Here is a 25,953-nt window from a genome sequence, read left to right as displayed (position 1 = left end):
CGAATTTCTTTAGGCTTCAAGCAATTGGCGCGCCGCTTGCATATAGCGCAGGGCTGATGCGCGGGCGGATGGCGCAACGCAAGATGCAGCAAGCTTCGGCTCTGCTTGCCGCGGACGCCGTCATCAGAATAAGCTTGGATCGAACGACAGGGCTGCAGCATGAGCGCGAGCATGGGAGAGATCATGAAGAAGAAACTGAAGTTGGCCGGATTGGCTCTGCTCGCCGGCGCCGCACTGGATCCGGCACTTGCGCAGGAGAAGATCAAGCTCGGCGTGATCGTGACCTTGTCGGGCCCCGCCGCCGCGCTCGGCCAGCAGGTTCGCGACGGTTTCGCGCTCGCGGTCAAGGATCTCGGCGGCAAGATGGGCGGCCGCGATGTCGAGGTCGTGGTGGTCGATGACGAACTGAAGCCGGATGCGGCGGTGACCAAGGTCAAGGGCCTGCTCGAGCGCGACAAGGTCGATTTCGTGGTCGGGCCGATCTTCTCCAACATCCTGCAGGCGATCCATCGCCCCGTCACGGAATCCAAGACATTCCTGATCAGCCCCAATGCAGGCCCGTCGACCTTCGCCGGCAAGGACTGCAGCCCCTTCTTCTACGTGACCTCCTACCAGAACGACCAGGTGCACGAGATCCTCGGCAAGGTGGCCCAGGACCGCGGCTACAAGCGCATGTATGTGATGGTGCCGAACTATCAGGCGGGCAAGGATTCGGCGGCCGGTTTCAAGCTCGACTACAAGGGCGAAATCGTCGAGGAATCCTATATGCCGCTCAACACGCTGGACTTCCAGCCGGAGCTTTCGAAGATCGCCTCGCTCAAGCCCGACGCGCTCTTCACCTTCATGCCGGGTGGCCTTGGCGTCAACCTCGTCAAGCAGTACCGGCAGGCAGGGCTTGCCGATACGATCCCGGTGCTGTCGGCCTTCACGGTCGACGAATCGACCTTGCCGGCGCAGCAGGACGCGGCCGTGGGCATGTTCGGCGGCGCGAACTGGGCACCCAACCTCGACAACCCGCAAAACAAGAAGTTCGTCGCAGCCTATGAAGCCGCCTACAACAGCGTGCCCGGCACCTATGCCTTCCAGGCCTATGACGCCGCGATGTTGATCGACAGCGCGGTCAGGGGCGTGAAAGGCGACCTCGCCAACAAGGACGCCGTGGGCGCAGCCCTGAAGAAGGCCGACTTCACCTCGCTGCGCGGTTCCTTCAAGTTCAACACCAACGGCTATCCGATCCAGGATTTCTATCTGACCAAGGTCGCCAAGCGCCCTGACGGAAAATTCCAGACCGAGATCGTTCAAAAGGTCTTCGAGAACTACGGCGACCGTTACGCAAAAGACTGCAAGCCGGCGAACTGAATGCCGCGTTGAGCGTCGAGTGAAGGGAGGAATTCAAGTGAAGAGCGAGATCACCGGTATCACGAGGGCCAATGAGGGTATCCAGGGCATTTCCTGGAACATTCTCGGCCAGACCTATGTGCCTAAGAGCTATGCCGAGCACAGCTTCTCCTGGCACGCGACGCTGCCGCCCGGCACCTTCGTGCCGCCGCACATCCATCCGGACCAGGACGAGTATCTCTATATGTTGGAGGGAAAGCTCGATTTCGTGCTTGGCAATACCGAAGCGCAGGCAACGCCCGGCGATTTGATCCGCCTCGGCATGGGCGTGCCGCACGGCATCTTCAACAAGTCGGATCAGACGGCGAAGGTGCTGTTCTGGGTCTCACCGAGCCGCAAGCTCTATGACCTGTTCTGGGGCCTTCACAACATGAAGGAGCAGAAGCCGGAGGACGTCGTCGCGATGGCCGCGGAGTTCAATATCCACTTCCTGCCCCCGCCGCCATCCTAGACGGCGCCGCGTCACGCCCTGACGGCGGCCAAGCCCGGCACCGCGGCGAAGCCGGCCTTCGTCGCATAGCCGCGCACGATCGCCTCACGCTGCGAGTAGCTCAGCACGTTCTCGACATTGTCGAAACCATCGGGCGCGAGCTGCTCGACCGCGTCGATCACCCCTTCGGGGCCGCCACGACGATTGGAGCGGACAATCTCAGCCGTCATCGGCAGACGCTTCTTCTCATACTCGACCAGCGCCTGGCGCGGGTGCTCGGAACGCGCGAGCAGATCTGCAAGGCAGCGCGCATCGAGAATGGCCTGAGACGCGCCGTTCGAGCCGACCGGATACATCGGATGCGCAGCATCGCCCAGCAGCGTAACCCGCCCCGACGACCAATAGGGCAAGGGATCACGGTCACAGGTGGGATATTCGTAGAGCTCGGGCGTTGCCGAGATCAAGCTTTTGACGTCGATATAGGGCACCGAGAAGCGCGCGACGTGCGGCATCAATTCTTCACGCCGGCCCGGCCGCGACCAGTCCTCCTTGCGCGGCGGCGGCGCGTTACCCTCGCCGATCTTCACCAGCACCGCCCAGTTCGTGAGGCGGCTCGCGGGGCTCGAGCCCTCAGCGATCGGATAGACCACGACCTTGGCGTTGAGGCCACCGGCGACGATCATCGACTTGCCGGTGAGGAACACCGGCCAATCGCGCGCGCCGCGCCACAGCATCAGGCCGTTCCAGCAGGGCGGCCCCTCGTTCGGAAACAGCGTCTCACGTACACGGGAATGGATGCCGTCAGCACCGATCAGGATGTCACCACGCACCGTGTGGACGTGTCCGCCGGAGCGATCAAAGAAATAGGCGGTGACGCCGCCTTCGTCCTGGGTGAAGGCGCCCAGGCGACAACCGGTGTGAATGATCGCGGGCCCGAGCCGCTCCTCGACCGCGCGGTGGATGACGCCCTGCAGACGACCGCGATGAATCGAGAATTGCGGCACGTCATGACCCGCGTCGATGCCGCGCGCTTCGCGCCAGACTTCCTGACCGTGACGATTGAGATAATAGAGCTGGTCGGTGCGGATCGCGACCTCGTCGAGCTTCGGCAAGAGACCGAGCCCGGCAAGCTCGCGCATGGCATGCGGCAGGGTGTTGATGCCGACGCCGAGCTCGCGAATGGTATCGGCTTGTTCAAAAATCTCGCAAGCAATGCCGCGCGCGCGCAGCATCAACGCCGTGGTGAGACCTCCGATACCGCCACCGACGATTATCGCCTTCATCGCCCAAACTCCACTCGATACACGCCAGGCAACGGGGTTAACGTCGCATGGGCGGTCACTCCGCCGCAAGCGGCTTTATCGCCCTCACCCTCCGCGTCGCCCGGCTCTTGGGCTTAGCCTTAATTAACAACTCCTCGAAATTCCTGCCTTCGCATATTCTGCTGCGGAGCGGCTAATCCCCCCTGAAGACCGGCTTGACCTTGTTGGCGAAGGCTTCGAAAGCGCGCTCGAAATCGGCCGTCGTCATGCAGAGCGCCTGCGCCACGGCTTCCGCCTCGATCGCCTCTTCCACCGACATCGCCCATTCCATCGCCAGCATCCGCTTGGTCATGGTGTTGGCGAAGCTCGGGCCTTCCGCGATTTGTTTCGCCAGCAGTTGCGCCTGCGGCAAAACCTGGTCGGTTGTGACGATACGGCTGAAGAAACCCCAACGCTCGCCCTCCTCCGCCGTCATGAAGCGACCCGTGTAGAGCAACTCAGAGGCGCGCGACTGACCGATGATCCGCGGCAGGATGGCGCAGGCCCCCATATCGCACCCGGCGAGCCCGACCTTGTTGAACAGAAACGCGACCTTCGCACCACTTGCCGCCAGCCGCATGTCCGATGCCATGGCGACGATCGCGCCGGCGCCGGCACAGATCCCTTCAACCGCGGCAACGATGGGCTGTGGGCAGGCCCGCATCGCCTTGACGAGGTCGCCGGTCATCCGCGTAAAGGCGGTGAGCCCCTTGGTGTCCATCTTGACGAGGGGGCCGATGATCTCGAACACGTCGCCGCCCGAGGAAAAATTGCCGCCGGCGCCCGTGACGACGATGGTCTTCACCGCGTCGTCGAACGCGCAGGCGCAGAAGAAGTCGGTGAGTTCGCGATAGCTCTCGAACGTGAGGGGATTTTTTCGTTCTGGGCGGTTCAATGTGACCGTAGCCACATGGTCAACCACTGCAAGCAGGAAATGCTGAGGGGAATAATCCGCCAGCGGCACGGTAACAGGATTGGCTGGTCTGCTCATGAGGACTCTCTGTCGTTCTCGTCGCGCTACCCTGCGGTCTATATTTCGCCACCGGCCACTGCGATCGCCTGCCCCGTGATTGCGCCGGCACCTTCACCGCAAAGCCAGAGCACGGCGTCCGCCACCTCCTGTGGCGTGACGAGCCGACCCTGCGGGTTGTGCCGCGCGAGATCGGCGATCGCCTGCTCGCGGCTCCGCCCTGTCTTCTTCATGATGTTCTCGATGCTATCGGCAACGAGGTCCGTATCCGTAAAGCCCGGGCAGACGGCGTTCACGGTGATATTGCTGTTTGCCATTTCCAGCGCCAGCGAACGCACGAGCCCGACCACGGCGTGTTTGGCGGCCGCATAAGCGCTGACGTAAGCGTAGCCTTTCAAGCCCGCTGTCGATGCGATCGCGACGACGCGGCCATAGGGGCGGTCCTTCATCGCGGGCAACACGGCCTGGACGGCGTGCACCACGCCCATGAAATTGACATCCATCATCCGGGCAAAGAGCGCGGCGTCGGATTTTGCGAACGGCGCGGATTCGGCGCTCCCGGCGTTCGCGATCAAGATGTCGATGGGCTGTCGCTCGGCCGTCTTCGCGATCGCAGCCCTCAGCGCCGCCTCATCCGAAACATCGGCGACAACAGCATAATGCGCGGCGCCTGCCTTGACGGCTTCTTCCAGCGTCACTGTGTTTCGGCCGATCACGGTGACCGTGGCGCCGGCTTCCGTCAAAGCTGCTGCGGTAGCGCGACCGATGCCGCGGCCACCGCCCGTCACGAGCGCATGCGAAGAACGCGGCAGTCCGGACATGCGCAGCCTCCCTGAAGGCACCGGTGGATCGAGCGTTGCGAATATATTTTAAGCTTCAAATTATTGCAATGGAAGGCCCCATTTCAGCCCTCGTGAGGTGCCGGTCCGGAAATTGCTTTAAGTATAAAGTTATCTCTTCCCATCCCCGACAGGCCTGTTAGCATCGGCGGGCCGAGCAAGGGGAGCCGCGTGCAGCAACCGACGCCGACGATAACCAGGGATGGACGCTTCGCCTATGAGGCCGTAGGCGATCCGGATGCGGTGCCTTTGGTCTTTCTGCATGGCATTGGCGGCGCAGCGCGCGCCTGGCGCCACCAGCTCGCGACATTTGGCAGGCGTTTTCGCGCAATTGCATGGGACATGCCTGGTTATGGCGGGTCGAAACCGCTCCCTGACGTGAGCATTCCCGCATTGGCGGAGGCCTTGCAGGAGTTCCTGCAACAGATCGAAGCCAACGGACCCGTCCTGGTTGGCCATTCGATCGGCGGGATGATCGTGCAGCAATGGCTGACGCAACATCCTCAAGCCGCACGCGCGGTGGTATTGGCGCAGACCAGCCCAGCCTTCGGCAAGGCCGACGGTGACTGGCAGAAATCGTTCATTGCGGCGCGGCTCGGGCCCCTCGATCGCGGCGAGACCATGAGTTCGCTCGCGCCCTCGCTCGTCAAGGAGCTGGTTGGCGAGGATCCGGACGCGAAGGGCATGGATGTCGCGCGTGACTGCATGGCCAGCGTGCCGGAGGCGAGCTATCGCGCGATGATGCTCGCCCTGATCGGGTTCGACCGGCGGAGCGCACTCAAGGACATCGCCGTTCCGACGCTGCTCCTGTCCGGATCCAGGGACAACAATGCGCCTGCGCCGATGATGGCGAAAATGGCGGGCTACGTCCGTTCAGCTCGCTACGTGGAGCTCGCGGGCATCGGCCATCTTGCCAATCTCGAACGTCCTGATGCCTTCAACGCGGCAATCGATGATTTTCTGATATCAAGCGTGGCCAAAACACAGGTGACCGGACAATGACCATGCAAGTCAGCAAGAACAGCACAGCCAACAAGGTCGCGCTCGACGCGCCGATCTTCGATCCCGTTGCATTCCGCCTGAACGCCGAGCAGACGGCCATCATCGCCCGGGCGCGGGAGATCGGCCAGAGCGTGTTCGCCGGCCGCGCCGCGGCCTACGATCGCGACGCGGTGTTCCCGACCGAGAACTACCGCGATCTGCACCGCGTCGGCCTGCTCGGCATCGCCGTCCCGAAGAAACATGGTGGACTGGGGGCCGGCTACCAGACCTATGCGCTGGCTGCGGCTGAGATCGGCCGCTATTGCGGTGCGACTGCGCTGACCTGGAACATGCATGTCTGTTCGACCCTGTGGTCGGGGCCGTTGGCGGACGACCTCGACATGGATGACGCAATGCGTGCGGAGCACGAGCGTCGTCGCGCAGTCCACTACAAGCGCATCGTCGAGGATGGTGCGATCTATTCGCAGCCTTTCTCGGAAGGCGGCGCGGCGGCCGCAGGCGGCGTTGCTTTCGGCACCGAGGCGAAGCCCGTTGGCGGCGGTTGGATCATTAACGGCAAGAAGATCTTTGCTTCACTCTCGGGCCATGCCGACTACTACGGCGTGCTCTGCACCGAAGTCGAGGAAGGCGAAAAGGCCTCACGCCGCAACACGCTCTACCTCGCCATTCCCGCCAAGGCGGAAGGCGTGTCTGTGGTCGGGGATTGGGATCCGCTCGGGATGCGAGGGACGGTCTCGCGCACGCTCCTGTTCAAGGACGTGTTCGTGCCGGAAGATGCCGCGCTGATGCCGCGCGGCGTCTATTTCCAGGCGGCAATGCGCTGGCCGCACATGTTCCTTACGTTGTCGCCGACCTATATGGGTATTGCGCAGGCGGCCTATGATTTCACCGTGCGCTATCTGCGCGGCGAGGTTCCCGGCATGCCGCCGGTCAAGCGCAGGATGTATCCGACCAAGCAGATCGCGGTCGCGCAAATGCAGATCAAGCTCGAGCAGATCAAGGCGATCTGGTTTCAGGCGGTCACCGAGGCTTGCGCCAATCCGAGCAAGGAGCAGGTGTTGCGGGCCTACGCCGCACAATATTCGGTCATGGAGGGTGCCAACGAGCTCGCAGCGCTGGCGATCCGCACTTGCGGCGGTCAGGCCATGCTCAAATCGTTGCCGCTGGAGCGTATCTATCGCGACAGCCGTTGCGGCTCGCTGATGCTGCCCTGGACGGCCGAGCTCTGCCTCGATCGCATCGGGCGCGAGGCGCTGTACGAGCCCGGCGAATCGGACGACTGATTGTGGACCTCTGTCATCTGATCGATCGCAACGCAGCGTTCGCGCCGGACAAGCCTGCGATCCATTTCGAAGGCGAGAGCTTGAGCTATGCGGCCTTTTCCGTGCGCATCGAGCGGACCGCCAGCGCGTTGAAGGCTGAGTTCGGCGTCGGCCGCGGCGATCGCGTCGCGATCCTGAGCTTGAATCGTCCCGACTACCTCGTCCTGCTCTACGCGTGCGCACGCGTCGGCGCGATACTGGTCCCGCTGAACTGGCGGCTCGCGGTTGCCGAGCAGCTTTTCATTCTCACGGATGCCGGCGCCAAGGTGCTGGCGCTCGAAGAGGCTTTTTCCGGCGTAATTCCTGAGCTGGATCGAAGCCTGCCGGGCATTAACCTTGTTGGTCTCGACTTCGCGCCGCCGGACGGAAGCACGTTCGATTCACTGCTGGAATGCGACAACCATGATGGGCGCAATCCACATGCCGATCTCGCTTGCCCGCTCCTCATCGTCTACACGTCGGGCACGACTGGCCGGCCAAAGGGCGCGGTGCTGCGTCAGGAAGCGCTGTTCTGGAACGGCGTCATGAGTCAGCACATGCACAATCTGACGTCGGACGACCACGTCCTGACGGTGCTGCCGTTCTTTCATGTCGGCGGACTCAATATCCAGACCACGCCGGCGCTGCAGTTGGGTGCGACCGTTACGATTCATTCGCGTTTCACGCCGGAGGCAGCGCTTGCCAGCTTCGAGCGCGACCGCCCAACGCTGACCGTATTGGTACCGACGATCCTCCAGGCGGTGAGCGATCATCCCGGCTGGGGTGCGGCCGATCTTTCGTCATTGAAGGCCGTCGCCACGGGATCGACCATCGTGCCGCCGCACCTGATCGAACGCTTCGTCGCGCGCGGTGTTCCGGTCTTGCAGGTCTATGGCTCGACCGAGACCTGCCCCATCGCCGTCTACACCCGGCTCGGCGGCGATTTATCGCGCGCGGGCTCGACCGGCCTGCCCGGCCTCTGCTGTGAAGCAAAGGTGATCGGCGCTGACGGCGCCGAGGTGCCGCCTGGAACGCCTGGCGAGATCGCAGTGCGCGGTCCCAACGTCTTCTTCGAATATTGGGGCGACCAGGACGCCACCCGCGACGCGCTGCATGACGGCTGGTATCGCACCGGTGACATTGGCCTGTGCGATGACGACGGATATTTCTGGGTCCGGGATCGCAAGAAGAACATGATCATTTCCGGTGGCGAAAACGTCTATCCGGCCGAGGTCGAACGCGTCCTGCTGGAGCATCCTGACGTTAGCGAGTGCGCCGTGATCGGCAGGCCCGATCCGCGCTGGGACGAAGTGCCGATCGCCTATGTGATCCCGCGCTCAGGCCGTCGGCCCGACGCGGACCAGTTAAAAGCGCATTTGCAGGCGCAGCTCGCACGCTACAAGGTCCCGCGTGAGATCGTCTTTGTCGCCGACCTGCCTCGCACGGCGCTGGGCAAGGTGCAGCATTTCCTGCTGAAGAAGCTCGACGCGCAGTCGCGCGCGCAAGGAGAAGTCTCTTGAAGATTGCCGTGCTGGGCGGCGGCAATGGCTCGTTCGCGGCCGCCGGCGATTTTGCTCTGTCCAGGCACGAGGTTCGGCTCTGGCGGCGCGATGGAGAACAAGCGGCGGCCCTCCGCGCGGCCGGCTCGCGCATTCTCGTCAAAGACCACGGCGGCCGGCACGAGGTCAAGCTTGAGCTTGTCACCACCGACATTGCCGAGGCGATCAGCAACACCGAGTTGATCCTGTGTCCGGCCCCGGCCTTTGCCCAGCCGGATATCGCTCGCCTGCTTGGTCCGCACCTACGGGACGGACAGGTCGTGTTTCTGCCACCGGCAACCTTCGGCTCGATGATCTTCGCTCAGGCTTTGCGCGATTGCGGCAATCGCGCCAAGGTGAGCTTCGCCGAAACCGGCACGCTACCCTGGCTGACGCGCAAGCATGGGCCGTTCGAGGTCGCGATCACGATCCGCGCCAAGCGATTGCCGGTCGGCGTGTTCCCGCTCAGCCAGGCGCCGCACGCGCTCGATGTGATCGGCCGTGCGTTTCCAGGTGCGATTGAACCCTGTGGAGACGCTCTCTCCGGCGCCTTGATGAACGCCGGACCGATCATTCATCCGCCGCTGATCGTCATGAACGCCGGCCCGATCGAGCATTTTGAACGTTGGGACATTCACAAGGAAGGCACGCAAGCCGCGATCCGCCGGGTGACGGATGCGCTCGATGCCGAGCGCATCGCGGTGCGCGAAAAGCTCGGCTACGGGGCCCCGCACTTCCCGCTCGCCCACCATTATGCAAAGGAGGGCGAGATCTGGATGTACGGCCGCGGCTCGCACGATCGCCTCACCGACTCCGGCGATTGGCGCGAGCGGATCGTGCTCAGGGACCACCGCTACATGCGGGAAGATCTCCGGCTCGGGCTATCGTTCCTCGTCTCGGTCGCTGAGTTGGCCGGCGTTGCTACGCCGCTCGCGAAAGCCTTCCTCTCCATCGGAGGCGCCATCTGCGGCGAGGATTTTGCACAAGGCGGTCGTACCCTCGCAAGCCTGGGCCTCGGCCAACTCAGCCAAGCCGAATTGCAGACATTGCTGCGTGAGGGCTTTGACCGATGACCGCCCGCACCAACATCGCCTGTCTCGGCGCCGGTCGCATGGGTCGCGGGATTGCGGTCGCCTTCGCTTATGCCGGGCATGCTGTCACCATGATCGATGTCAAGGCCCGTTCTGCGGAGGAGTTCGCAAGGCTTGAGGCGGACGCGTTGAACGAGGTCCATAAGACATTCGCGAGTCTGGCGCGCCTGGGACTACTTACCGAGGCGCAAGCCGACATGCTCGTCGGACGAGTCTTGGTGGTCCCGGCCAGTGAAAGCGAAGCTGCCCTGTCCAGCGCCGGCCTCGTCTTCGAAGGGGTCCCCGAAGTCGTCGCGCTCAAGCGCGAGGTGCTCGCCGCCGCATCAAGGCAGGTCCCGCGTGACACCATCATTGCTTCCACGACATCGACGATCCTCGTCGACGATCTCTCCGGTGTGATCGAACATCCGGGCCGCTTCCTCAACGTGCACTGGCTCAATCCGGCCTATCTCATCCCGCTCGTCGAAGTCTCGCCGGGTGCTGCCACCGATCCGGCCGTTGTCGATCAAGTCAAGGTGACGCTCGAAGGCATCGGCAAGGTGCCGGTGGTCTGCGCCGCAACGCCCGGCTTCATCGTGCCGCGCATCCAGGCGCTGGCCATGAACGAGGCCGCGCGCATGGTCGAGGAAGGCGTTGCAAGCGCCGAGGAGATCGACAAGGCCATCCGCTACGGGTTCGGCTTCCGCTATGCCGTCCTGGGGCTCCTGGAATTCATCGATTGGGGCGGCGGCGATATTCTCTACTACGCCAGCCGCTACCTCGAAGGCGCGCTTGGCAGTGACCGCTATCGGGCGCCCGAGGTCATTTCCCGCAACATGCAGGAAGGCCGGATCGGACTTCGTACCGGCGCGGGCTTCCTCGACTATTCAGGCCTCGATGTCGACGCCTATCGCGAGACGCGGCTGAAGGCGATGGTCGACCTGCTCCGGCACTTTGGCCTTGCACGGCCGCCAGTGCTCGACCGCGACTAGCCGAACACGTCCTGCAGCACGCCGTCACGCACGACCGCAACGCCGTCGAGCTCGATCGTGGTTCCCATCATCGGCAAGTCGAAATGTCCCGCAGTGTAGCGGCCGGCAAATTCGTTCGCGCCGGTCGAGAACAGGAAGTTGCCGGAGACCGCGCGCAGTTCGGTGCCGTTGGTGTCGCGCTGATCGTACATCGACAAGGCCTCATAGCGCGCGCCCGGGTTCATGCCGAAGCCCACATGCGACACCGCATAGGCCTCCCGGTCACCCCACGCAGCGAGATAGGCGCGCATCATCGCAGCATCAGTGCCCTCGCCCTCGAGTTCGACGACATAGTCGTCTTTCAGCGTCATCTTCACCGGCGATGTCAGGTAACGCTTGAAGGTGAGATTGATGTCACCCGGCGCCATGACCAGAGTCCCGTTGATGGTCCCGCTCTTCGGAAAGCTGACGACGATGCCGCCCGGCCAGTGCGCGAGCGTGCCCGGCTTGTCGGTCCACCCCCAGACCCCGACCGTCGAAGCCCCGACCATGTCGACATCGAGCGCGGTGCCTGCCTTCGACGTGACGCGCATCCGCTTCGTTCCGCGCAGCATCTTCGCCGCTGCGCGAACCCGCTTCTCGAGCGCTGGATCCGGCACCATGCGCTCGAGCGCTTCAGGGTGCTCATTGGAAATCACCAGAATGCGGGCACCGGCCTTGAGGATTTCCGGCGTCTCCACGGCATGCATCAAGCCTTCGATCGTGCAATCGACCACGAAACCAGCCTGCTGGAGCGCGCTGATGACGGGCGCCATCCCCTGGATCGCCTCGCTCGCCCCGGTGGATCGGACCGGCACGATATGGCGGTTTCTGGGCGTGGGCATAACGACGTGGAACGGTCGCGCGCCCAGACGCAACAGAGCGAGCTCCGCCAGTTGCACGTTGAGCGCACGCGACTGGGTTTCCGAAAGGATGGCTGCCGTATCGCCGGCCCTGACAGCGCACCGCTCAAAAATCTCGCAGAACGCGTCGATCCATTTCGCCTCGATCCGATCTGCCAGCATGATTCACTCCCCGACTTTCTTATTCTCTTGTTCGCTCAGATCACGCCTCGGGAAAACCCCGCAGCAGGTACGACCGCGCGGCTTGCAACAGGGCGTTCAGGATCAATCCCAGCAGGGAGATCGTGATCAACGGCACGAACATGTCAACGGCCTGGAACGTGCGGGCCGCAGTGATGAGCACATGGCCGAGGCCGTCGGTCGACGTGATCATCTCGGCCAGGAACACCACGATGCAGGAAATAACAAGTCCGATGCGGCAACCCGTCAGGATCGACGGCATCGCGGCCGGCAACACGACCTTGAGCAAGATCTCCCGCCGCGGCGTACCAGCCGCCATCGCCGACCAAATCAGCTTCTGCTCTACGGTGGAGGCGCCATAATAGGTGGACAAAAGGATCGGGAACAGCGCGTCTGCAGCGACCAGCGCGATCTTCGATTCATGACTGAAGCCGAGCAGCAGCAGCAGCGCCGGATAAAGCGCGACTTTTGGCAGCGGCGCGAGAACCCGCACGAGCGGCCGCACGACGCGGTTGATCGCAGGACTCGCAGCCGCCACCATACCGATGCCGACTCCCAGCGCGACCGCAATCAGAAAACCGGCAAATAGTCGGAACAGGGTTGCGATGATCTCCTGCTGAAAACCGGCGGTGGCAAGCTGTTGCAGCAACCGCGTAAAAACGAATCCCGGTGGAGGCAGCAACGCAACTGGCGCCACCCCAAACGATACCAGTCCCTGCCACAATGCGATGAGCAAGGCGATCGGCAGAAGCCCGAGGAGGACGTCCATTGAGAGCGCGCGCGACTTCATGAAAAGCTCAGGGGAATGTCGAACTGGGGCTCCGACCACCGCACCAGGCGTGCCCGGACCTTCTCGAAGGCAGCATCAAGGCCTATTCCCATGGCGCCGACGATAATGATCATTGCGAAGACGGTGTCGTACTGGCCCATGTCGAGCGCATTGAACAGGATATTGCCCGCGCCGGACTGACGGGCGATCATCTCGCTGGTGATCATGGTGATCAGCGCCAGCACAAGTCCAGTACGACAACCGGTCAGGATTTCCGGCATTGCCGCTGGCAGCACAATGCGGACCAGGCGTTGTACAGATGACAGGCCCATGGCGGCCCCGGACCATAGCATCTTCTCTTCGACCGCCTTGGCGCCTTCAAAGCTGTGATAGATCACCGGCAGGCTGACGCCGAGGAAGATGACAAGCGTCTTGGCGATATCGCCGACGCCCAGCCAAAGCATAATGATCGGCATCAACGCCGCCTTTGGCACAGGATAGATCACCATCAGAAGCGGATTGAAGAAAGCCGCCACGGCCCGGCTCCGCCCCATCAGCAGCCCAAGTGGGATCGAAACGGCGACGGCTGCGGCGAAGCCGATGGTCATGCGACGCAGCGATGCCAGGATATTGATCAGGGCCTCCTTGTCGCCAAGGATGGCCGGAACCGCACGCATGGCCTCGAACGCGGTTGGGAAGCCGTCGTTCTTCAGCGCAAGCGCCGCCACCTGCCACGCGGCGAGCAGCCCAACGCAAGCGAGCAAGGGAGCAACGCGCCGGCCAATGGCTGCGGACCAAGTCATGCGTTCGCACCAGCTTCATCGCTGTCATCGAACATGCGTTCGATATCAACGACGTATTTCTGATAGCGCGGGTCGAGTAACAGCTCGGTCCGCCGGCGCGGCCGCGGCAGATCGATATCGATCACCTGCCGGATGCGGCCGGGAGATCGCGACATCATCACGACCTTGTCTGAAAGAAACACCGCTTCATCGACGGAGTGAGTCACGAACAGAACCGTCTTCCGGTCGCGTTCCCAGATGTTGAGGAGGTCGTTCTGAAGCCGCGTACGCGTGTGAGCATCGAGCGCTCCGAAGGGCTCGTCCATCAGCAACACTTCGGGATGGTAAGCGAGCGTACGGGCCAGCGCGACGCGCTGCTTCATTCCACCCGACAGCTCCTTGGGAAAGAAATTCTCGTAGCCCTTGAGGCCAACCATCTCGATCAGCGCGCGACTCTGTGCCTCCGCCTCAGTCGCGCGGACGCCTTGCTGACGCGGCCCGTACATCACGTTGCCGAGGACGGTCTTCCATGGAAAGAGCGCGAACTCCTGAAACACCGGCCCGCGATCGGGCCCGGGTGCCGTAATCGTCTTGCCCTTCATTTTCGCCGAGCCGCTGGTCGGACTGACGAAACCGCCGACGATATAGAGAAGCGTCGACTTGCCACAGCCGGACGGTCCGAGAATGGAGACGAATGCGCCTTCTTCGATCGCCAGCGAGATATCGGACAGCGCAAGGTGATCCTTGCGCGCCGACGTTTGAAAGATCTGCGAAACACGATCGATCTCGATCATTGCGGTCGCGGGCTGTTGCGCCGGCACTTGGGCCATAATCTCGCTCGATCTCGAAGGCAACACCTTCATGCCGTCTCTCGCCTCATGCGTGCGCGACTCCGAATACGAACGACCTGCTCAATTCCCTTAACGATTGGCCTCGACCTAGCAAGAAACTTGCCAGACGAATGCCGTTCCGACGCTCGCCCCCGTTCACTTGAACCACGGCCACTCCGCCGGCCCCTCGTGAGTGATCGCTCCTCCCGGAGCCTGACCGACCAGACGCGCATATTTCGCGAGGGCCCCGGCGCGGTGGCGCGGTGGCCGCGGCTTCCAGTCGCGCTGGCGGGTTGCGAGTTCTTGTTCATCGACCAACAGGTCCATGCGACGGCCGCCGGCGTCGATCCTTATTCTATCGCCGTCGCGCACCAGCGCCAACGGACCTCCGACAAAGGCTTCAGGGGACACGTACCCGATACACATGCCGCGTGTCGCGCCGGAAAAACGTCCGTCGGTGATGAGGGCGACCTTCTCGCCCATACCCTGGCCATAGATCAGCGCCGTGACGCCGAGCATCTCGCGCATGCCGGGACCGCCAACCGGTCCCTCATTGCGGATCACGAGGACCTCACCCGCCTTGTAGCTCCGGTTGCGCACGGCGTCGACACAGGCCTCTTCGTCTTCGAAGACACGCGCCGGCCCTTCAAAGAACAAGTTCTTCAGTCCCGCAACCTTGATCACGGCACCATCAGGGCAGAGACTGCCCTTCAACACCGCGACGCCTCCGTCGCTCATAATGGGTGTACCGGCCGAATAAATCACTTCACCATCCGGCGCGTTGGAGCTGCCATACTCGTCGGCAATCGTTCGACCGGTGATGGTCAGGCAGCTTCCGTCAATGTGTCCACTCTGGATCAGTTCTCGGATGACGACGGCCGCTCCTCCGATATCGTAAACGTCCTTTGCAGTGTACTTGCCGCCGGGACGCAGATTTCCAATCAGGGGGGTGCGGGCAAAAACCTCACCGACATCATCGATGGCGAAGGAAATTCCGGCCTCGTTCGCTATTGCCGGTAGATGCAAGGCCGCATTCGTCGAGCCGCCGGTGGCGGCGACAATTGCAGCACCATTTTCCAGCGCCTTCCGCGTGACGATATCGCGCGGCAGTGGCCCGCCGCGCTCGAGCATTTCCATGACGAGCCGGCCCGCACGCCGCGAGACCTGCGCGCGCTCCGGATAGACGCCGGGGATCATCGAGCAATTGGGGATGGTGAGGCCCATCGCCTCCGAAACCATCGCCATGGTGTTTGCGGTGAATTGTCCGGCACACGCGCCGATGGTCGGCAGGCAGCTCCGCTCGATCTTTTCGAGCGTGGCACGCTCAATCTCGCCGGTCATGAAACTGCCGACCGCCTCGTAGGAATCGAGGACGGTCAGCGTTTTTCCTTCGAGTCGGCCTGGCAATGCGCTGCCGCCGTAGATGAAGATCGACGGCACGTTACAGCGGATCATCCCCATCATCACACCGGGAAGCGTCTTGTCGCAGCCGCCGAAGCCGATCAATGCATCGTAGGCAAGGCCGTGAACGACGGCTTCGATGGAGTCAGCGATCAGCTCGCGTGAAAAGAGGGAGAATTTCATCCCCTCGTGATTCATGCTGATCCCGTCGGACACCGAGATCGTCGTGAACTCACGCGGAGTTCCGCCGGCCTCCTCGATGCCCGCCTTGGCCGCGTCGACCTGGAAATCGTGCGTCATGTTGCAGGGCGTCTGCTCGCCCTTCATGCTGACGACGCCGATCATCGGCTTGGCAAGGGCTGCGTCATCCAGACCCATCGCACGCATGAACGCGCGATGCGGCGCGCGGTCGAGGCCGTCAGTCGTTACCCGGGAGCGCAGCTTCTTCATGCCTGTATCATCTACATTCGACGTCCCACGCAATATTGGGACGCCGCAAATTGTTCCGGCTATTCGCCAAGTTGCCTATTGCAACGGCGCAACGATGGTCGGATGCTTGAACTGCGCAACATCCAGTTTCGGCAGCATGCCGGTCTCGGCGTAGATATCCAGCATCTTCTGGATCGCCGGGAAGTTCGGCGCGGCGCCTGGATCGCGCCCGAAATCATTGTCCTTCAGCAAGTAGGTGTCGAGGACCGGGATCGGAGCCTTGAGCACCTCCGAGACCACTTTCAGCGTCTCTTCGCGGTTCGCCAGCGCCTTCTTCATGCCCGAGGTGATGTCGCGCACGTAGGCTTTCACCAGCTCCGGATTCTTGTCGACGAAATCGGCGCGGCAGGCTTCGAGGATATGCACGATGTTCGGCATGGCCTGCGACAGCGAAAACAGCTTGCGCGTGCCGCCCTTTGCTTCCGCGCGCGCAGCGAATGGCTGGTTCATGTTGACGGCGTCGACCCGGCCCTGCCGTAGTGCGTCTTCCGAGACCGCAAAGCCGACCTCGACGAGCTTGATGTCCTTTGCGGGATCGACACCGTTCTGCTTGAGCAGCATGTTGAACGGCCCCTGGGTGCCGCCTCCGATCACTGAAATGCCGACCGTCTTGCCCTTGAGATCGGCGATCGTCTTGATCGGTGAGTCGTCCATCACCGCCCAATAGACCGAAAAGCCGCCCGGCTTCTCGAACACGTGCTGAGCCACGATGTAGGCTTTGAGATTGCCGCCAACCACGCCATTGGACAGCGACAAGGGCGCCTGCGTGGCGCAGTCGAGCGCGCCGGCGGCGAGTGCCTGCGTCATGGGCGCCGTGCCCTGGAATTGCGTCCACTCGATGTTGTAGGTCTTGCCGAGGTCGGGAAATTCGGCCGGCCGCCGCATCATCCAATATTTGGATTCCTCGGCCGGAATGGTCCAGCCGACACGGATCGTCTGTTGCGCCTGCGATGAGCCCGTGCTCGCGGCGATAGCCGCAGCCGCCCCAAATGCCAGGATCCACTTTGAAACCGTCCGCATCATGCCCGCTCCGCTGCTTCGGCGCCGACCGGCGCCACCCAATCCGACCAGGAACCAAATGTTTCATGGTTCAAACAGTCAGGCAAGCCATGCGCACCGACGCAATTTCCCCATCAGCTCCCGTGTATGTTAGGGCGACATTCAACCAGCATTGCACCGCGACAGAAGGAAGCGACCCATGGCTGAATCCGCAGGCGCGAACCCGCATCCCGCCGAGAAGCTCGGCTATCTCGGCCTCGGATTGATGGGAGCGCCTATGACCCGACGGCTCCTCGCGGCCGGCTATGAGGTGGCGATCTGGAACCGCTCGGCCGCGAAGGCGGCCGCGCTCGTCGAAGTCGGCGCGAAACGCGAAGCCAGCCCCCGGGACGTTTTGACCTGTGCCGGCATCGTTTTCATGTGCCTGACGGATGCCGCGGCGGTCGAGGAGGTGATCTTCGGCCCCGAAGGACTTTCGGCAGCCCCCGGCGCGGGCAAGCTCGTCGTCGACTTCTCATCCATCCATCCGGATGCCGCGCGCGACATCGCTGCGCGGCTTAAGGCGGCAAACGGTATGGGCTGGATTGACGCACCGGTCTCGGGCGGCACAAAAGGAGCAGAGGAAGGCACGCTAGCGGTCATGGCGGGCGGAGATCCCGGAGATGTCGAAAGGGTGCGGCCGTACGTCCTCACGATGGCACGCAGGCTCACACACATGGGCCCGATCGGCGCCGGCCAGACCACCAAGCTCTGCAACCAGGTGATCGTGGGCTGCGCGATGGCCGTCCTAGCCGAAGCAACGCGACTTGCCGTGAACGCCGGAATCGACGCAGAACGGCTTCCGGAAGCCCTCGCCGGAGGCTTTGCGGATTCCATTCCCCTTCAGCTCTTCGTCCCGCGGATGGTTCAGGGCATTCACTCCCCGCCGCTCGGCTACATCGCGACCATGCTGAAGGATCTCGACGCCATCGCCGATGTCGCTCACGCCACCTCGACGCCCGTGCCGATGGCCTCGCTCGCCGGGCAACTGTTCAGACTTGCAAGCGCGAGCCGCGGCGCGGATGCCGATGCACTGGAGATCTACAAGCTCTCCGCGCCGAAAGATTGAATTGGTTCGGATGCGGGCGCCGAACTGGTCCGTCTTACGAGGAGTTCTGGCGATCATCGTCCGGCAAAAAACGCCCGTAGGCCCCCCGCGCAAAAAGCAGAGGTTCGTTTCGATTGTAGGAGTAGGCCTCGACCGCTCCAAGAAAGATCACGTGGTCGCCACCGTAATATCGATTGACAGACCGGCACTGAAAATTGGCAACGCTTTCGGCAAGCAGCGGAGCGTTCCCGAGCCCGGGACTCCAGCCAACACCAATGAACTTGTCGTCCGAAGATTTTGCGAACTTGTTCGCAAGCGCCTGCTGCGAGGCGCCGAGCACGTTGACTGCGAAATGGCTGGCATTCTGAAATACGGTCAGGCTCGACGAATAGACCACGAGGCTCCAGAGCACGAGTGGTGGATTGAGAGATACCGAAGCGAATGAATTGCACGTCAAACCGTAGGGTTTGCCGTCCGGACCCGCGGCGGTAATGATGGTCACGCCCGTGGCATAGCTGCCAAGGGCGTTGCGAAAATCGCGCGGATCGATCGGCGAGCTGTCGCTCGCCAGTTCGTTGGCTGGGTCTGCGGCCGGCGGCTGCTTGGGCAAATCAGTCATCGGCCGGCCTCACAGCGTCAGGTTCTCGGACGGCAGGCCGAGCGCCACGCGGCCATAGTTCGTACCAGCCGCGTCGAAATTGAACGCGAGGTGCGAGTTGATCGCGTGGGCATCGCGGAATTGCCGCTGCAAGACGCCGCTCGTGAACAATCCGCGCGCGCCGCTCGCGGCGAACAGCATCGACACCGCCTCGGTACACAAATTGACCGAGAATGCACCGTCACGCCTGTACCTGGTCTTGGCTGCCATGCTCGGAACGTGGCCACGCCGCGCATCTTCCATGGCAAGCGCACAGGCAGAGCGCATGATCAAGCGTGCGGCGTCGACCTTCGCCGAAGCATCGGCAATCTTGATCTGGGTGCTTTGGAAATCACTCAGCTTGGCGCGGTTGTAGGTCGATATGCGGTGGCGAACGACCTCGACGTAGTCATCCAGGCATGCCTGCGCGTTTCCGAGCGCAACGCCGGACAGAACGTACGGAAACAATGAAAATACCGGAAGCGCATAGAGCGGATTGGGATTGACCGCGCTTCCGGGTGTCGGACCTCCCGCCAGATTGCCGACGGCGACCGTCATGTAGTCGGGAACAAAGGCATCCCTAACTTCCACGTCGCTCGAACCGGTGCCGCGCAGTCCCGCTGCGTTCCAGGTGTCGAGGATCTTGTAGTCCTTTCTGGAAAGCAAGAAGATGCGATATTCGATGCCGTCGGCCTCGTCATCGGAGTAGACCACGCTTGCAAGCATGTTCCATTCGCAGGACGCTACACCCGACGAGAACGGCCAGCTTCCGTGCAGTCGATAACCGCCATCGGTTTTCCGGGCACGACCGGCGGGGAAAATGAACGACGAGGCGATCAGAGTATTGGCATCGTGGCCCCAGACCAAAGTCTGGGCCTTCTCTTCGAACATGCCAAGCATCCAATGGTGGCTCGCCAGGTTGGCAAAATTCCAGGCCACTGAAGCGTCCGCCTGCCCCAGCAGGTCGGCACAATCGATCAGCGCGCCGTAATCGAGCTCCGCCCCTCCGAAGCGCTTGGGCTGAAGAATCCTGAACAGGCCTGCGTCATGAAGGTCCTGCTCGGTTTCGGGCGGAAGGCGCCGAAGCTCCTCCGTCCGCGCTGCGCGCTGTCGCAATTGAGGAACGAGCGCCCTGGCGCGCGCGATCATCGCGGCATAGGCATGCTCACCGGTCTCCGCCTCCGGCTGGGCCGCACCTGAAATGGGATTGCCGGCCACCATTCGTGTCCCTCGTTTCGCCACTGTTATGCGGCCGAAAGCCCGCCAGATCAAGACGATGCAATGTCAGCGGCCGGATTCAGCCTTGTACCCGGGCTGCTCGAAAGGATGAGACGTCGCAAAGGCCGGCTGCGCGAAACAGCGATCCGCGAGCCGGGCCACGGTCGGATAAGGCGCCATATCCCATTTGAGGAAATGGGCCCCCACAACCTGCCCCGCGATGCAGATATCGGCTATCCCGGGCGTGGCGCCTAGGACGAACGGAGCCGGCGATCGCCTGGCGAGGAGCCGCTCATAGGTCGCCAGCCCCTCGCGCGCCCAATGCTCGGCCCATCCTGTGATTGCGTCACCATCTGCCCGAATGCCTTTGCCAAATGATTACGCACGCGCGGCGTCACCAGCGGATGGACGTCCGCAACCGTCACCAGAGCCAGCGACCGGGCATACGCGCGATCGGCCGGATCCGTCGGCAACAACCCCGGCTCGGGACTGACTTCGTCGAGATATTCGATGATCGCAAGCGACTGAAACACCCGGTATCCGTCGTGCACCAAAGTCGGCACGACGCGCTCCGCGTTCACGGCATCATAGTCAGGCGTGAACTGCTCGCCGGACATGATGTCGATGGGAATTTCCTTGAACGGAAGCCCCTTGAGCTTCAACGCCACCCGCACGCGAAACGACGCAATCGATCGCCAGAAACCGTATAGTTGGATGTCCATCGTCACTCCCCTCCATTCGCCGACGCTTCCGACGCGAGACGACGTTCCGGGTTGGTTACCCCAATCGCCGGCCGGCTCCAAAGGCGCCGTTCTCCGCAAGCTCGCCGAGCCGTCGCTCGTCATAACCAAGCGTCTCGCGCAGGACGTCCCTGGTGTGCTCACCCAACAGCGGCGCCGCGACGGGCTCAATTGCGGGCGTGAGATTCATGGACACCGGAGATTCGATGTTGGGCACCCAGCCTGCCGTGGGGTGCGGGATCCGGTTCAGCCGTTGCCGCTCTCGCGCCTCTGGCGCATTGAAGCCTTCCTCGACGGTGCGAAGATAGCCAACCGGGATATTGGCCTGCTTCATCTTCGTCATCCAGTTCTCGAGGCGATCGCCGGCAAACACCTCGGCAATGGCGGCGCGCAGCTTCTCCTTGTTCTCGGCCCGCGCTTTCCGCGTCGCAAAGCGAGGATCGGTGATGAGGTCAGGTCGATCAAGCACCTCAACGACCAGACGCCGGTAAAGCCTGTCATTGCCGCACGCCATATAGAGCGGTCCGTCAGACGCCTCATAGACTCCGACCGTGGGAGAACCGCTCGGCGAGTTGCCGAACCGCCCGGGATTCTGGCCGTTGATCAGATAGGCCATGCCATAGAAGCCAGTCATGGCCATCGCAATATCAAACAACGCGACTTCAACGTGCTGCCCGCGGCCCAGCCTCTCCCGGGCCAGCAGCGCAAGAAGGATGGCATTCCCGGCCGCCAACCCTGTCGCCATGTCGACGATCGGCGGACCAGTCCGGACTGGCGGTCCATCGGGGAAGCCGTTCAGCGACATGAAGCCGCTCTCGGCCTGGGTGATGGGATCAAAGCCGGGCCGAGAGGCAAACGGCCCGGTCCGGCCATAGGCAGAGATCGAGCAGTAAACCAGCCGCGGATTGATCGGCGCGACCGATTCATAATCCAAGCCGAACTTCTTCATGACGCCGCCCGAGAAATTCTCGACGACCACGTCGGCCTTGCGGATCAGCTCGCGCGCCACCTCGCACGCGGTCGGCACTGCGAGATCCAGCGCGATGCCGCGCTTGTTGCGATTGAGGCTGAGAAAGGCGGCGCTCTCGCCTCCGATCTCGGCGTGCTCATAGGCCCGCGTATCGTCGCCGCCGTCGGGATTCTCGATCTTGATGATATCTGCGCCGAAATCGCCGAGCATTTGCGTGCAGGCCGGTCCTGCGACCACACGCGTGAAATCGATGACCAGCAGTCCGTCAAGTGCCGTAGGCCCGTTCCCGGCGCGCGGTGGACGCTCCGGCAGTTGCGGCTGATCAATCATGCTGGCTTGCTCCCTACATCGGCTTGTGGCCGCCGAATACCGACTTTAAAGCCCGCGGCACGGCGCAGCGCAAGTCCCCCGCCCGCGTCCGATCAGCAGTAGTATCGCAGATCGCCGGCACAACGAGCCGATCGAAACGCAAAAGCGGCCCGGCAGCGTGATGCTGCCGGGCCGCTTCCATGCAACGGACGGTGGTTCGTCGTCCCTTAAAGGCGAGGCCGTGCTTTGCTTTTGCGTGGTGCATTCCGCTTCACGGAAGCTCACCCACCTAAACTCCGGTTCAGCCTTTTTCGCCAGTAGAGCGTGTTCCTCCATCCCCAGGGCACCTCCGGCTCATAGAGCCGGTAGCCAGTCCTGATGAAGTTGTTCGCGGATATCCTGTTGTCGGTCGTGTCCGACACGATGCTCTCCCAACCGATCCGCCGGGCCTGCACCTCGACCGCCCGCATCAGTCTGCGTTGCAGCCCGCGCCCTTGATGCTCCTGCAAGACTCCCACACGGCAAAGATATCCGCTGTTGGGGGCATGCGTGGACGGCACGACGCCCGCAAAAGCGACGGCCTTGGCTCCGCTATGGGCAAGCCACCAGGATCCCGATCCGAACTGTGGAACGGCTGCGGTGCCGAAGAAGGTCCATTGATGAAGATCGCGGAGGATCTCGGCGACCTCGTCGTCGTCGCTGTCGACAGCCCGAATACGGTACACGGGTTCGCCCTCTGAAAAGCAAGACGGATCTTCGGCCGCGATGTCACTGCCCTTGCTCACTTACTCAGCACGACCTTGACGCCCAGCCAGAGCGCGCCGATCAGGCCGGTCGCGATCACAGTAATGACCGCCTTGAAGGTGTAGCTCTGAGCCTGTTCCACGCTCTTTCTCCACCGGCGAAGGTGCTGGAAGTCCGCCCTCAATTCCTTGCGATCGTCATCTTCAATGCCGAGCGATGCCAGGATCGAGGCGACAGCCTTCGAGACGATCGCGTCGATACTTTCGTGCTGAAGCCTCTGCTGCTCGGCCAGCGTTTCCACAACGATGGCCCTGATCTCGTCGTCCCGAATGCTCACCGCTTGATGATCCTTGCGACGTTCTCGAACCCACGCTTGGCGAAATAAAATGAGACCACGAGATTTGCTGTCACCGAGGCAAAGCCTGCCAGCGCATCTGTCCGTCCAAGACCCAGGACTTTGTCCCAGACCAGAAGTTTTCAACGAGGGCGAGGCCGCGATGCGCCGCCGCCGTCCGATCTCGGTATTGGAATAAAAAAAACCCGCGGCGGATTTCTCCGCCACGGGTTGATGCGAACTCTTTGGATGATGCCACTTTAGAGGCGATTTGCCCGACGTGTCAAGCCATTTCTGATTTTCCTATCCGGCTCAAATGCCCGCCTTGCCTTCCAGACCGACATTTGCAGAGGTGTGGCAGTTTGCCTTCAAACTGCGACGCCAGGTCGTTCGATGTCGCAGACTGACTTTTGGTCAATTGGAATATCGAAAGCACGGCTGTCACCGACCGCTCAACACCCTCGTGCAGCGCTCAACTGCCTTTGGACCATCAGGATCGGACGGGGCCAATTCGGAGAATTTCTGGTAGTCCGCCAATGCGCGTTGCAGGTCGTTCTTTTGTTCCCATGCAAAGCCGCGGTTATAAAACGCTATTGCCTGGTTCGGCATAAGCCGGATCACCTGGTCGAAATCCTCGATGGCGCGGTCGTATTGACCTTTGGCATTATAGGCGATGCCGCGGTTGTTGAGCGCCTCAGCGTGGTTTGGATTAAGCCGGATTGCCTGGTTGAAATCCTCGATGGCGCGGTCGAATTGGCCTTTGGCGCTATAGGAGGTGCCGCGGTTATTGAACGCATTTACGTAGTTCGGATCGAGCCGGATCGCCTGGTCGTAATCCTCGATGGCGCGGTCGTATTGACCCTTCGCCTTATGGGCGATGCCGCGGTTGTAGAACGCATCTGCGTAGTTCGGATCAAGCCGGATCGCCTGGTCGTAATCCTCGATGGCTCGGTCGTGTTGGCCTTCGACGTCATAGGCGGTGCCGCGGTTGTAGAACGCAGCTGCGTCGTTCGGTTTGAGCCGAATCGCCTCGTTGTAATCCTCGATGGCGCGGTCGTATTGGCCCTTGTTGGCATAGGTGTTGCCGCGGTTGCTGAACGCATGCGCGTAGTTCGGATTGAGCCGGATCGATTGGTTGTATTCCTCGATGGCGCGGTCGTATTGGCCTTTGGCAAAGCAGGCGTTGCCGCGGTTGAAGAACGCCAATGCGTAGTCCGGATCAAGCAGGATCGCCTGGCTGCAATCCGCAAAGGCCTTGTCGCTTTCCCGCTTTCCGTTCCACTTGGAGCAACGATTGTTGAAGAGCGCAGCAAGCTGATGGCCGCTATATCGACCGGAGTCGATCCCACGTGTGCACGCGGCTATTGCCTCGTCGCCAGATGCCTTTCCACACGTATTGACGTCGTCGTCCGCCGAGGGCGCCGCCACCAACCAGACTATCGATGCGAAAGCCAGAGCCGCCAGCGCGCCCCGCAGAATTAACTTCATATGAGTGATCTTGGACAGAACGAAAACTGGGCGTACCGGCTCGGTTCGTTCGAGCCTGTCGGAGAATTCCAGCGTCTTGCATTGGCCGGCTATCTGTAGTCGCTTCACCTAATGACGCGGTTCAACTCCGGATGCCGGAAGGGGGCACAAATGGAAGCGGACGTTCGGCTCCCAATCACCTGCAACAGAACGACCGCGCCTGGGAGGCTCGTATCAAAGCAAAAACCCGCGGCGAATTTCTCCGCGCGGGCTGATGCGAACTCTTTCGATGATGCCACTTTACTGGTGATTTGCCCGACGCGTCAAGTTGTTTTCGGTTTTTCCTATTTTTTCAGAAAATCCGATCTACGTTTCCAGACCGACATTCCTTGGAAATATGTCTGCTTGTCCCTTAAGGCCATGAGCGGAAGACAGCACTGGTGCCCGCAGCCTTCCAACGCGATTGTTGCGCTGCACCGGGCGCTTGCTCGAGCGAGCCGTTGCCCGCGACGCCGGCGTGCACAACTTTTTGGCGAGCCGACCGCTAGCTAGGTTGCAAAATACAAGCTACGAATTGCGCGTGGTTTATTTTGACCAATGGACGGCCTGTCCGTCCTGGAAAGGCATCATCATGAAATTGTCTTCAAGTGCTGTCGCTCCCTCGATCCTCGCTATGTTCGCAACTGTCTTCCTGTGTGGCCCGGCATCGTCGCAAGGCTCGGCCACCAGCACGCTACCCGGTGTCACGGTCAATGCGCCGGAGCAGGCGGCCAGGCCCCATCATCTGCAACGGGGGTCGTCAAACACGGAGACATCCCGCAGGACAACCGGCACCTCAACCGCTCAAACGCCAGTGTTCGCGCCGAATTCAACATTGGGGAGGCTTGCCAAGCTGGAGAGAGAGGCCCGCAGCTGCAACGGTGGTTGCGAAACAAGTTTCAGGGTCGGCAACGCCCCCTGGGTTGGATGTAGCCTTGCTGGCCAGGGAGGAATGGATGGTAGCATGTTCTCGCCAACGTGCACGGACACGCTCAGCTACAACACTTACGCGCAGTGCGTAGAGACCAAGGCTTTCCTTGGAGCGCAACCCAGAGAATCTCGGTGGATTTGCAGCAGCCTGCTGGCCGGGGGCAAGTTGCCCGGCGAAAAGCGATTCGCCGAGCAATCGGGCCGCCGCTAGTCCACGCCGCCCACCCACCGCATAGAGACACAAGACAGCATGGCTCGAAACCATCGAGCCATGCGGAATGTCCGCTTCGGGTTCAAAAGGCGAAA

General features: G+C 62.2%; 25 protein-coding genes. 8 read left to right on the top strand and 17 right to left on the bottom strand.

The annotated features are described in order from the left end of the window. Positions 1–183: 183 nt before the first annotated feature. Positions 184–1,359: an ABC transporter substrate-binding protein gene (locus YUU_RS0147815; RefSeq protein ID WP_027528458.1), complete on the top strand. Its 1,176-nt coding sequence runs from the start codon at positions 184–186 to the stop codon at positions 1,357–1,359. 37 nt (positions 1,360–1,396) lie between these two features. Continuing rightward, positions 1,397–1,849 (top strand): cupin domain-containing protein, encoded by a 453-nt coding sequence (locus tag YUU_RS0147810; RefSeq protein WP_027528457.1) that lies wholly within the window; start codon positions 1,397–1,399, stop codon positions 1,847–1,849. An 11-nt stretch (positions 1,850–1,860) separates the two neighbouring features. Here YUU_RS0147810 and YUU_RS0147805 read toward each other — a convergent pair whose 3' ends face one another. The 3 genes from YUU_RS0147805 to YUU_RS0147795 form a co-directional block, all read right to left on the bottom strand. Then, positions 1,861–3,111: a flavin-dependent oxidoreductase gene (locus YUU_RS0147805; protein WP_027528456.1), complete on the bottom strand. Its 1,251-nt coding sequence runs from the start codon at positions 3,109–3,111 to the stop codon at positions 1,861–1,863. 172 nt (positions 3,112–3,283) lie between these two features. Next, a complete protein-coding gene (locus tag YUU_RS0147800) occupies positions 3,284–4,120 on the bottom strand; it encodes an enoyl-CoA hydratase family protein (RefSeq protein ID WP_027528455.1) in 837 nt (278 codons plus the stop codon). 38 nt (positions 4,121–4,158) lie between these two features. After that, complete coding sequence (locus tag YUU_RS0147795) at positions 4,159–4,920, bottom strand: SDR family NAD(P)-dependent oxidoreductase (RefSeq protein WP_027528454.1); 762 nt, start codon at positions 4,918–4,920, stop codon at positions 4,159–4,161. A gap of 189 nt (positions 4,921–5,109) precedes the next feature. Between YUU_RS0147795 and YUU_RS0147790 the strand changes: the two genes are divergently transcribed. From YUU_RS0147790 to YUU_RS0147770, 5 genes are read left to right on the top strand one after another with little or no spacing between them, the layout of a single operon-like run. Continuing rightward, positions 5,110–5,940: an alpha/beta fold hydrolase gene (locus YUU_RS0147790; protein WP_027528453.1), complete on the top strand. Its 831-nt coding sequence runs from the start codon at positions 5,110–5,112 to the stop codon at positions 5,938–5,940. Beyond that, complete coding sequence (locus YUU_RS0147785; RefSeq protein ID WP_027528452.1) at positions 5,937–7,223, top strand: acyl-CoA dehydrogenase family protein; 1,287 nt, start codon at positions 5,937–5,939, stop codon at positions 7,221–7,223. Before YUU_RS0147790 ends, YUU_RS0147785 begins: the two co-directional genes overlap by 4 nt. Before the next feature lie 2 nt (positions 7,224–7,225). Then, positions 7,226–8,761: a class I adenylate-forming enzyme family protein gene (locus YUU_RS0147780; protein ID WP_027528451.1), complete on the top strand. Its 1,536-nt coding sequence runs from the start codon at positions 7,226–7,228 to the stop codon at positions 8,759–8,761. Next, positions 8,758–9,852 (top strand): NAD/NADP-dependent octopine/nopaline dehydrogenase family protein, encoded by a 1,095-nt coding sequence (locus tag YUU_RS0147775; protein WP_027528450.1) that lies wholly within the window; start codon positions 8,758–8,760, stop codon positions 9,850–9,852. Before YUU_RS0147780 ends, YUU_RS0147775 begins: the two co-directional genes overlap by 4 nt. After that, entirely contained in the window at positions 9,849–10,841 is a 993-nt protein-coding gene (locus YUU_RS0147770; protein WP_027528449.1) for a 3-hydroxybutyryl-CoA dehydrogenase, read from the top strand. The genes YUU_RS0147775 and YUU_RS0147770 overlap by 4 nt, the downstream gene beginning before the upstream one ends. On the opposite strand, the gene YUU_RS0147765 is transcribed toward YUU_RS0147770, so the two are convergent. From YUU_RS0147765 to YUU_RS0147740, 6 genes are all read right to left on the bottom strand, one after another. Further along, the gene (locus YUU_RS0147765) at positions 10,838–11,884 is read right to left on the bottom strand and encodes a peptidase M29 (protein ID WP_027528448.1); all 1,047 of its coding nucleotides are present in this window, start codon (positions 11,882–11,884) and stop codon (positions 10,838–10,840) included. The genes YUU_RS0147770 and YUU_RS0147765 overlap by 4 nt on opposite strands. A 40-nt stretch (positions 11,885–11,924) precedes the next feature. Then, positions 11,925–12,692, bottom strand: coding sequence for an ABC transporter permease (locus YUU_RS0147760; RefSeq protein ID WP_027528447.1), 768 nt, complete (start codon positions 12,690–12,692; stop codon positions 11,925–11,927). Further along, entirely contained in the window at positions 12,689–13,474 is a 786-nt protein-coding gene (locus YUU_RS0147755; RefSeq protein WP_027528446.1) for an ABC transporter permease, read from the bottom strand. The genes YUU_RS0147760 and YUU_RS0147755 overlap by 4 nt, the downstream gene beginning before the upstream one ends. Beyond that, entirely contained in the window at positions 13,471–14,316 is an 846-nt protein-coding gene (locus tag YUU_RS0147750) for an ABC transporter ATP-binding protein (protein WP_027528445.1), read from the bottom strand. Before YUU_RS0147750 ends, YUU_RS0147755 begins: the two co-directional genes overlap by 4 nt. Before the next feature lie 123 nt (positions 14,317–14,439). Next, entirely contained in the window at positions 14,440–16,134 is a 1,695-nt protein-coding gene (gene ilvD / locus YUU_RS0147745) for a dihydroxy-acid dehydratase (protein WP_027528444.1), read from the bottom strand. A 75-nt stretch (positions 16,135–16,209) separates the two neighbouring features. Then, the gene (locus YUU_RS0147740) at positions 16,210–17,193 is read right to left on the bottom strand and encodes an ABC transporter substrate-binding protein (protein ID WP_027528443.1); all 984 of its coding nucleotides are present in this window, start codon (positions 17,191–17,193) and stop codon (positions 16,210–16,212) included. Between the two features lie 178 nt (positions 17,194–17,371). Between YUU_RS0147740 and YUU_RS0147735 the strand changes: the two genes are divergently transcribed. Continuing rightward, complete coding sequence (locus YUU_RS0147735) at positions 17,372–18,280, top strand: NAD(P)-dependent oxidoreductase (RefSeq protein ID WP_027528442.1); 909 nt, start codon at positions 17,372–17,374, stop codon at positions 18,278–18,280. A gap of 34 nt (positions 18,281–18,314) precedes the next feature. On the opposite strand, the gene YUU_RS0147730 is transcribed toward YUU_RS0147735, so the two are convergent. The 8 genes from YUU_RS0147730 to YUU_RS54675 form a co-directional block, all read right to left on the bottom strand. Further along, entirely contained in the window at positions 18,315–18,878 is a 564-nt protein-coding gene (locus YUU_RS0147730; protein ID WP_027528441.1) for a flavin reductase family protein, read from the bottom strand. Between the two features lie 9 nt (positions 18,879–18,887). Beyond that, the gene (locus YUU_RS0147725; protein WP_027528440.1) at positions 18,888–20,117 is read right to left on the bottom strand and encodes an acyl-CoA dehydrogenase family protein; all 1,230 of its coding nucleotides are present in this window, start codon (positions 20,115–20,117) and stop codon (positions 18,888–18,890) included. 63 nt (positions 20,118–20,180) lie between these two features. After that, a complete protein-coding gene (locus tag YUU_RS63195; protein WP_371260619.1) occupies positions 20,181–20,420 on the bottom strand; it encodes a hypothetical protein in 240 nt (79 codons plus the stop codon). Then, complete coding sequence (locus YUU_RS58125) at positions 20,366–20,836, bottom strand: glutathione S-transferase N-terminal domain-containing protein (RefSeq protein ID WP_051390311.1); 471 nt, start codon at positions 20,834–20,836, stop codon at positions 20,366–20,368. Before YUU_RS58125 ends, YUU_RS63195 begins: the two co-directional genes overlap by 55 nt. Positions 20,837–20,891: 55 nt before the next feature. Further along, positions 20,892–22,154, bottom strand: a complete 1,263-nt coding sequence (locus YUU_RS0147715; protein ID WP_027528439.1) for a CaiB/BaiF CoA-transferase family protein — start codon at positions 22,152–22,154, stop codon at positions 20,892–20,894. 260 nt (positions 22,155–22,414) lie between these two features. Continuing rightward, entirely contained in the window at positions 22,415–22,858 is a 444-nt protein-coding gene (locus YUU_RS0147710) for a GNAT family N-acetyltransferase (protein ID WP_027528438.1), read from the bottom strand. A 56-nt stretch (positions 22,859–22,914) separates the two neighbouring features. After that, the gene (locus YUU_RS0147705) at positions 22,915–23,214 is read right to left on the bottom strand and encodes a hypothetical protein (protein WP_027528437.1); all 300 of its coding nucleotides are present in this window, start codon (positions 23,212–23,214) and stop codon (positions 22,915–22,917) included. A gap of 438 nt (positions 23,215–23,652) precedes the next feature. Further along, positions 23,653–24,699, bottom strand: a complete 1,047-nt coding sequence (locus tag YUU_RS54675; protein WP_051390310.1) for a tetratricopeptide repeat protein — start codon at positions 24,697–24,699, stop codon at positions 23,653–23,655. Positions 24,700–25,953: the final 1,254 nt, after the last annotated feature.

Source organism: Bradyrhizobium sp. Ec3.3 (assembly GCF_000472925.1).
Lineage (GTDB): Bacteria > Pseudomonadota > Alphaproteobacteria > Rhizobiales > Xanthobacteraceae > Bradyrhizobium.
The sequence above is the reverse complement of the archived record's forward strand: the minus strand, read 5'-3'. Positions and strand labels throughout refer to the sequence as shown.

Coding starts and splice junctions, on each gene's coding strand:
- YUU_RS0147715 (WP_027528439.1), bottom strand. CDS start 22,154: ATGATTGATCAGCCGCAACTGCCGGAGCGTCCACCGCGCGCCGGGAAC.
- YUU_RS0147760 (WP_027528447.1), bottom strand. CDS start 12,692: ATGAAGTCGCGCGCGCTCTCAATGGACGTCCTCCTCGGGCTTCTGCCG.
- ilvD (WP_027528444.1), bottom strand. CDS start 16,134: ATGAAGAAGCTGCGCTCCCGGGTAACGACTGACGGCCTCGACCGCGCG.
- YUU_RS0147765 (WP_027528448.1), bottom strand. CDS start 11,884: ATGCTGGCAGATCGGATCGAGGCGAAATGGATCGACGCGTTCTGCGAG.
- YUU_RS54675 (WP_051390310.1), bottom strand. CDS start 24,699: ATGAAGTTAATTCTGCGGGGCGCGCTGGCGGCTCTGGCTTTCGCATCG.
- YUU_RS0147800 (WP_027528455.1), bottom strand. CDS start 4,120: ATGAGCAGACCAGCCAATCCTGTTACCGTGCCGCTGGCGGATTATTCC.
- YUU_RS0147750 (WP_027528445.1), bottom strand. CDS start 14,316: ATGAAGGTGTTGCCTTCGAGATCGAGCGAGATTATGGCCCAAGTGCCG.
- YUU_RS0147805 (WP_027528456.1), bottom strand. CDS start 3,111: ATGAAGGCGATAATCGTCGGTGGCGGTATCGGAGGTCTCACCACGGCG.
- YUU_RS0147735 (WP_027528442.1), top strand. CDS start 17,372: ATGGCTGAATCCGCAGGCGCGAACCCGCATCCCGCCGAGAAGCTCGGC.
- YUU_RS0147785 (WP_027528452.1), top strand. CDS start 5,937: ATGACCATGCAAGTCAGCAAGAACAGCACAGCCAACAAGGTCGCGCTC.
- YUU_RS0147740 (WP_027528443.1), bottom strand. CDS start 17,193: ATGCGGACGGTTTCAAAGTGGATCCTGGCATTTGGGGCGGCTGCGGCT.
- YUU_RS0147795 (WP_027528454.1), bottom strand. CDS start 4,920: ATGTCCGGACTGCCGCGTTCTTCGCATGCGCTCGTGACGGGCGGTGGC.
- YUU_RS0147725 (WP_027528440.1), bottom strand. CDS start 20,117: ATGGTGGCCGGCAATCCCATTTCAGGTGCGGCCCAGCCGGAGGCGGAG.
- YUU_RS0147815 (WP_027528458.1), top strand. CDS start 184: ATGAAGAAGAAACTGAAGTTGGCCGGATTGGCTCTGCTCGCCGGCGCC.
- YUU_RS0147730 (WP_027528441.1), bottom strand. CDS start 18,878: ATGACTGATTTGCCCAAGCAGCCGCCGGCCGCAGACCCAGCCAACGAA.
- YUU_RS58125 (WP_051390311.1), bottom strand. CDS start 20,836: ATGGACATCCAACTATACGGTTTCTGGCGATCGATTGCGTCGTTTCGC.
- YUU_RS0147770 (WP_027528449.1), top strand. CDS start 9,849: ATGACCGCCCGCACCAACATCGCCTGTCTCGGCGCCGGTCGCATGGGT.
- YUU_RS0147755 (WP_027528446.1), bottom strand. CDS start 13,474: ATGACTTGGTCCGCAGCCATTGGCCGGCGCGTTGCTCCCTTGCTCGCT.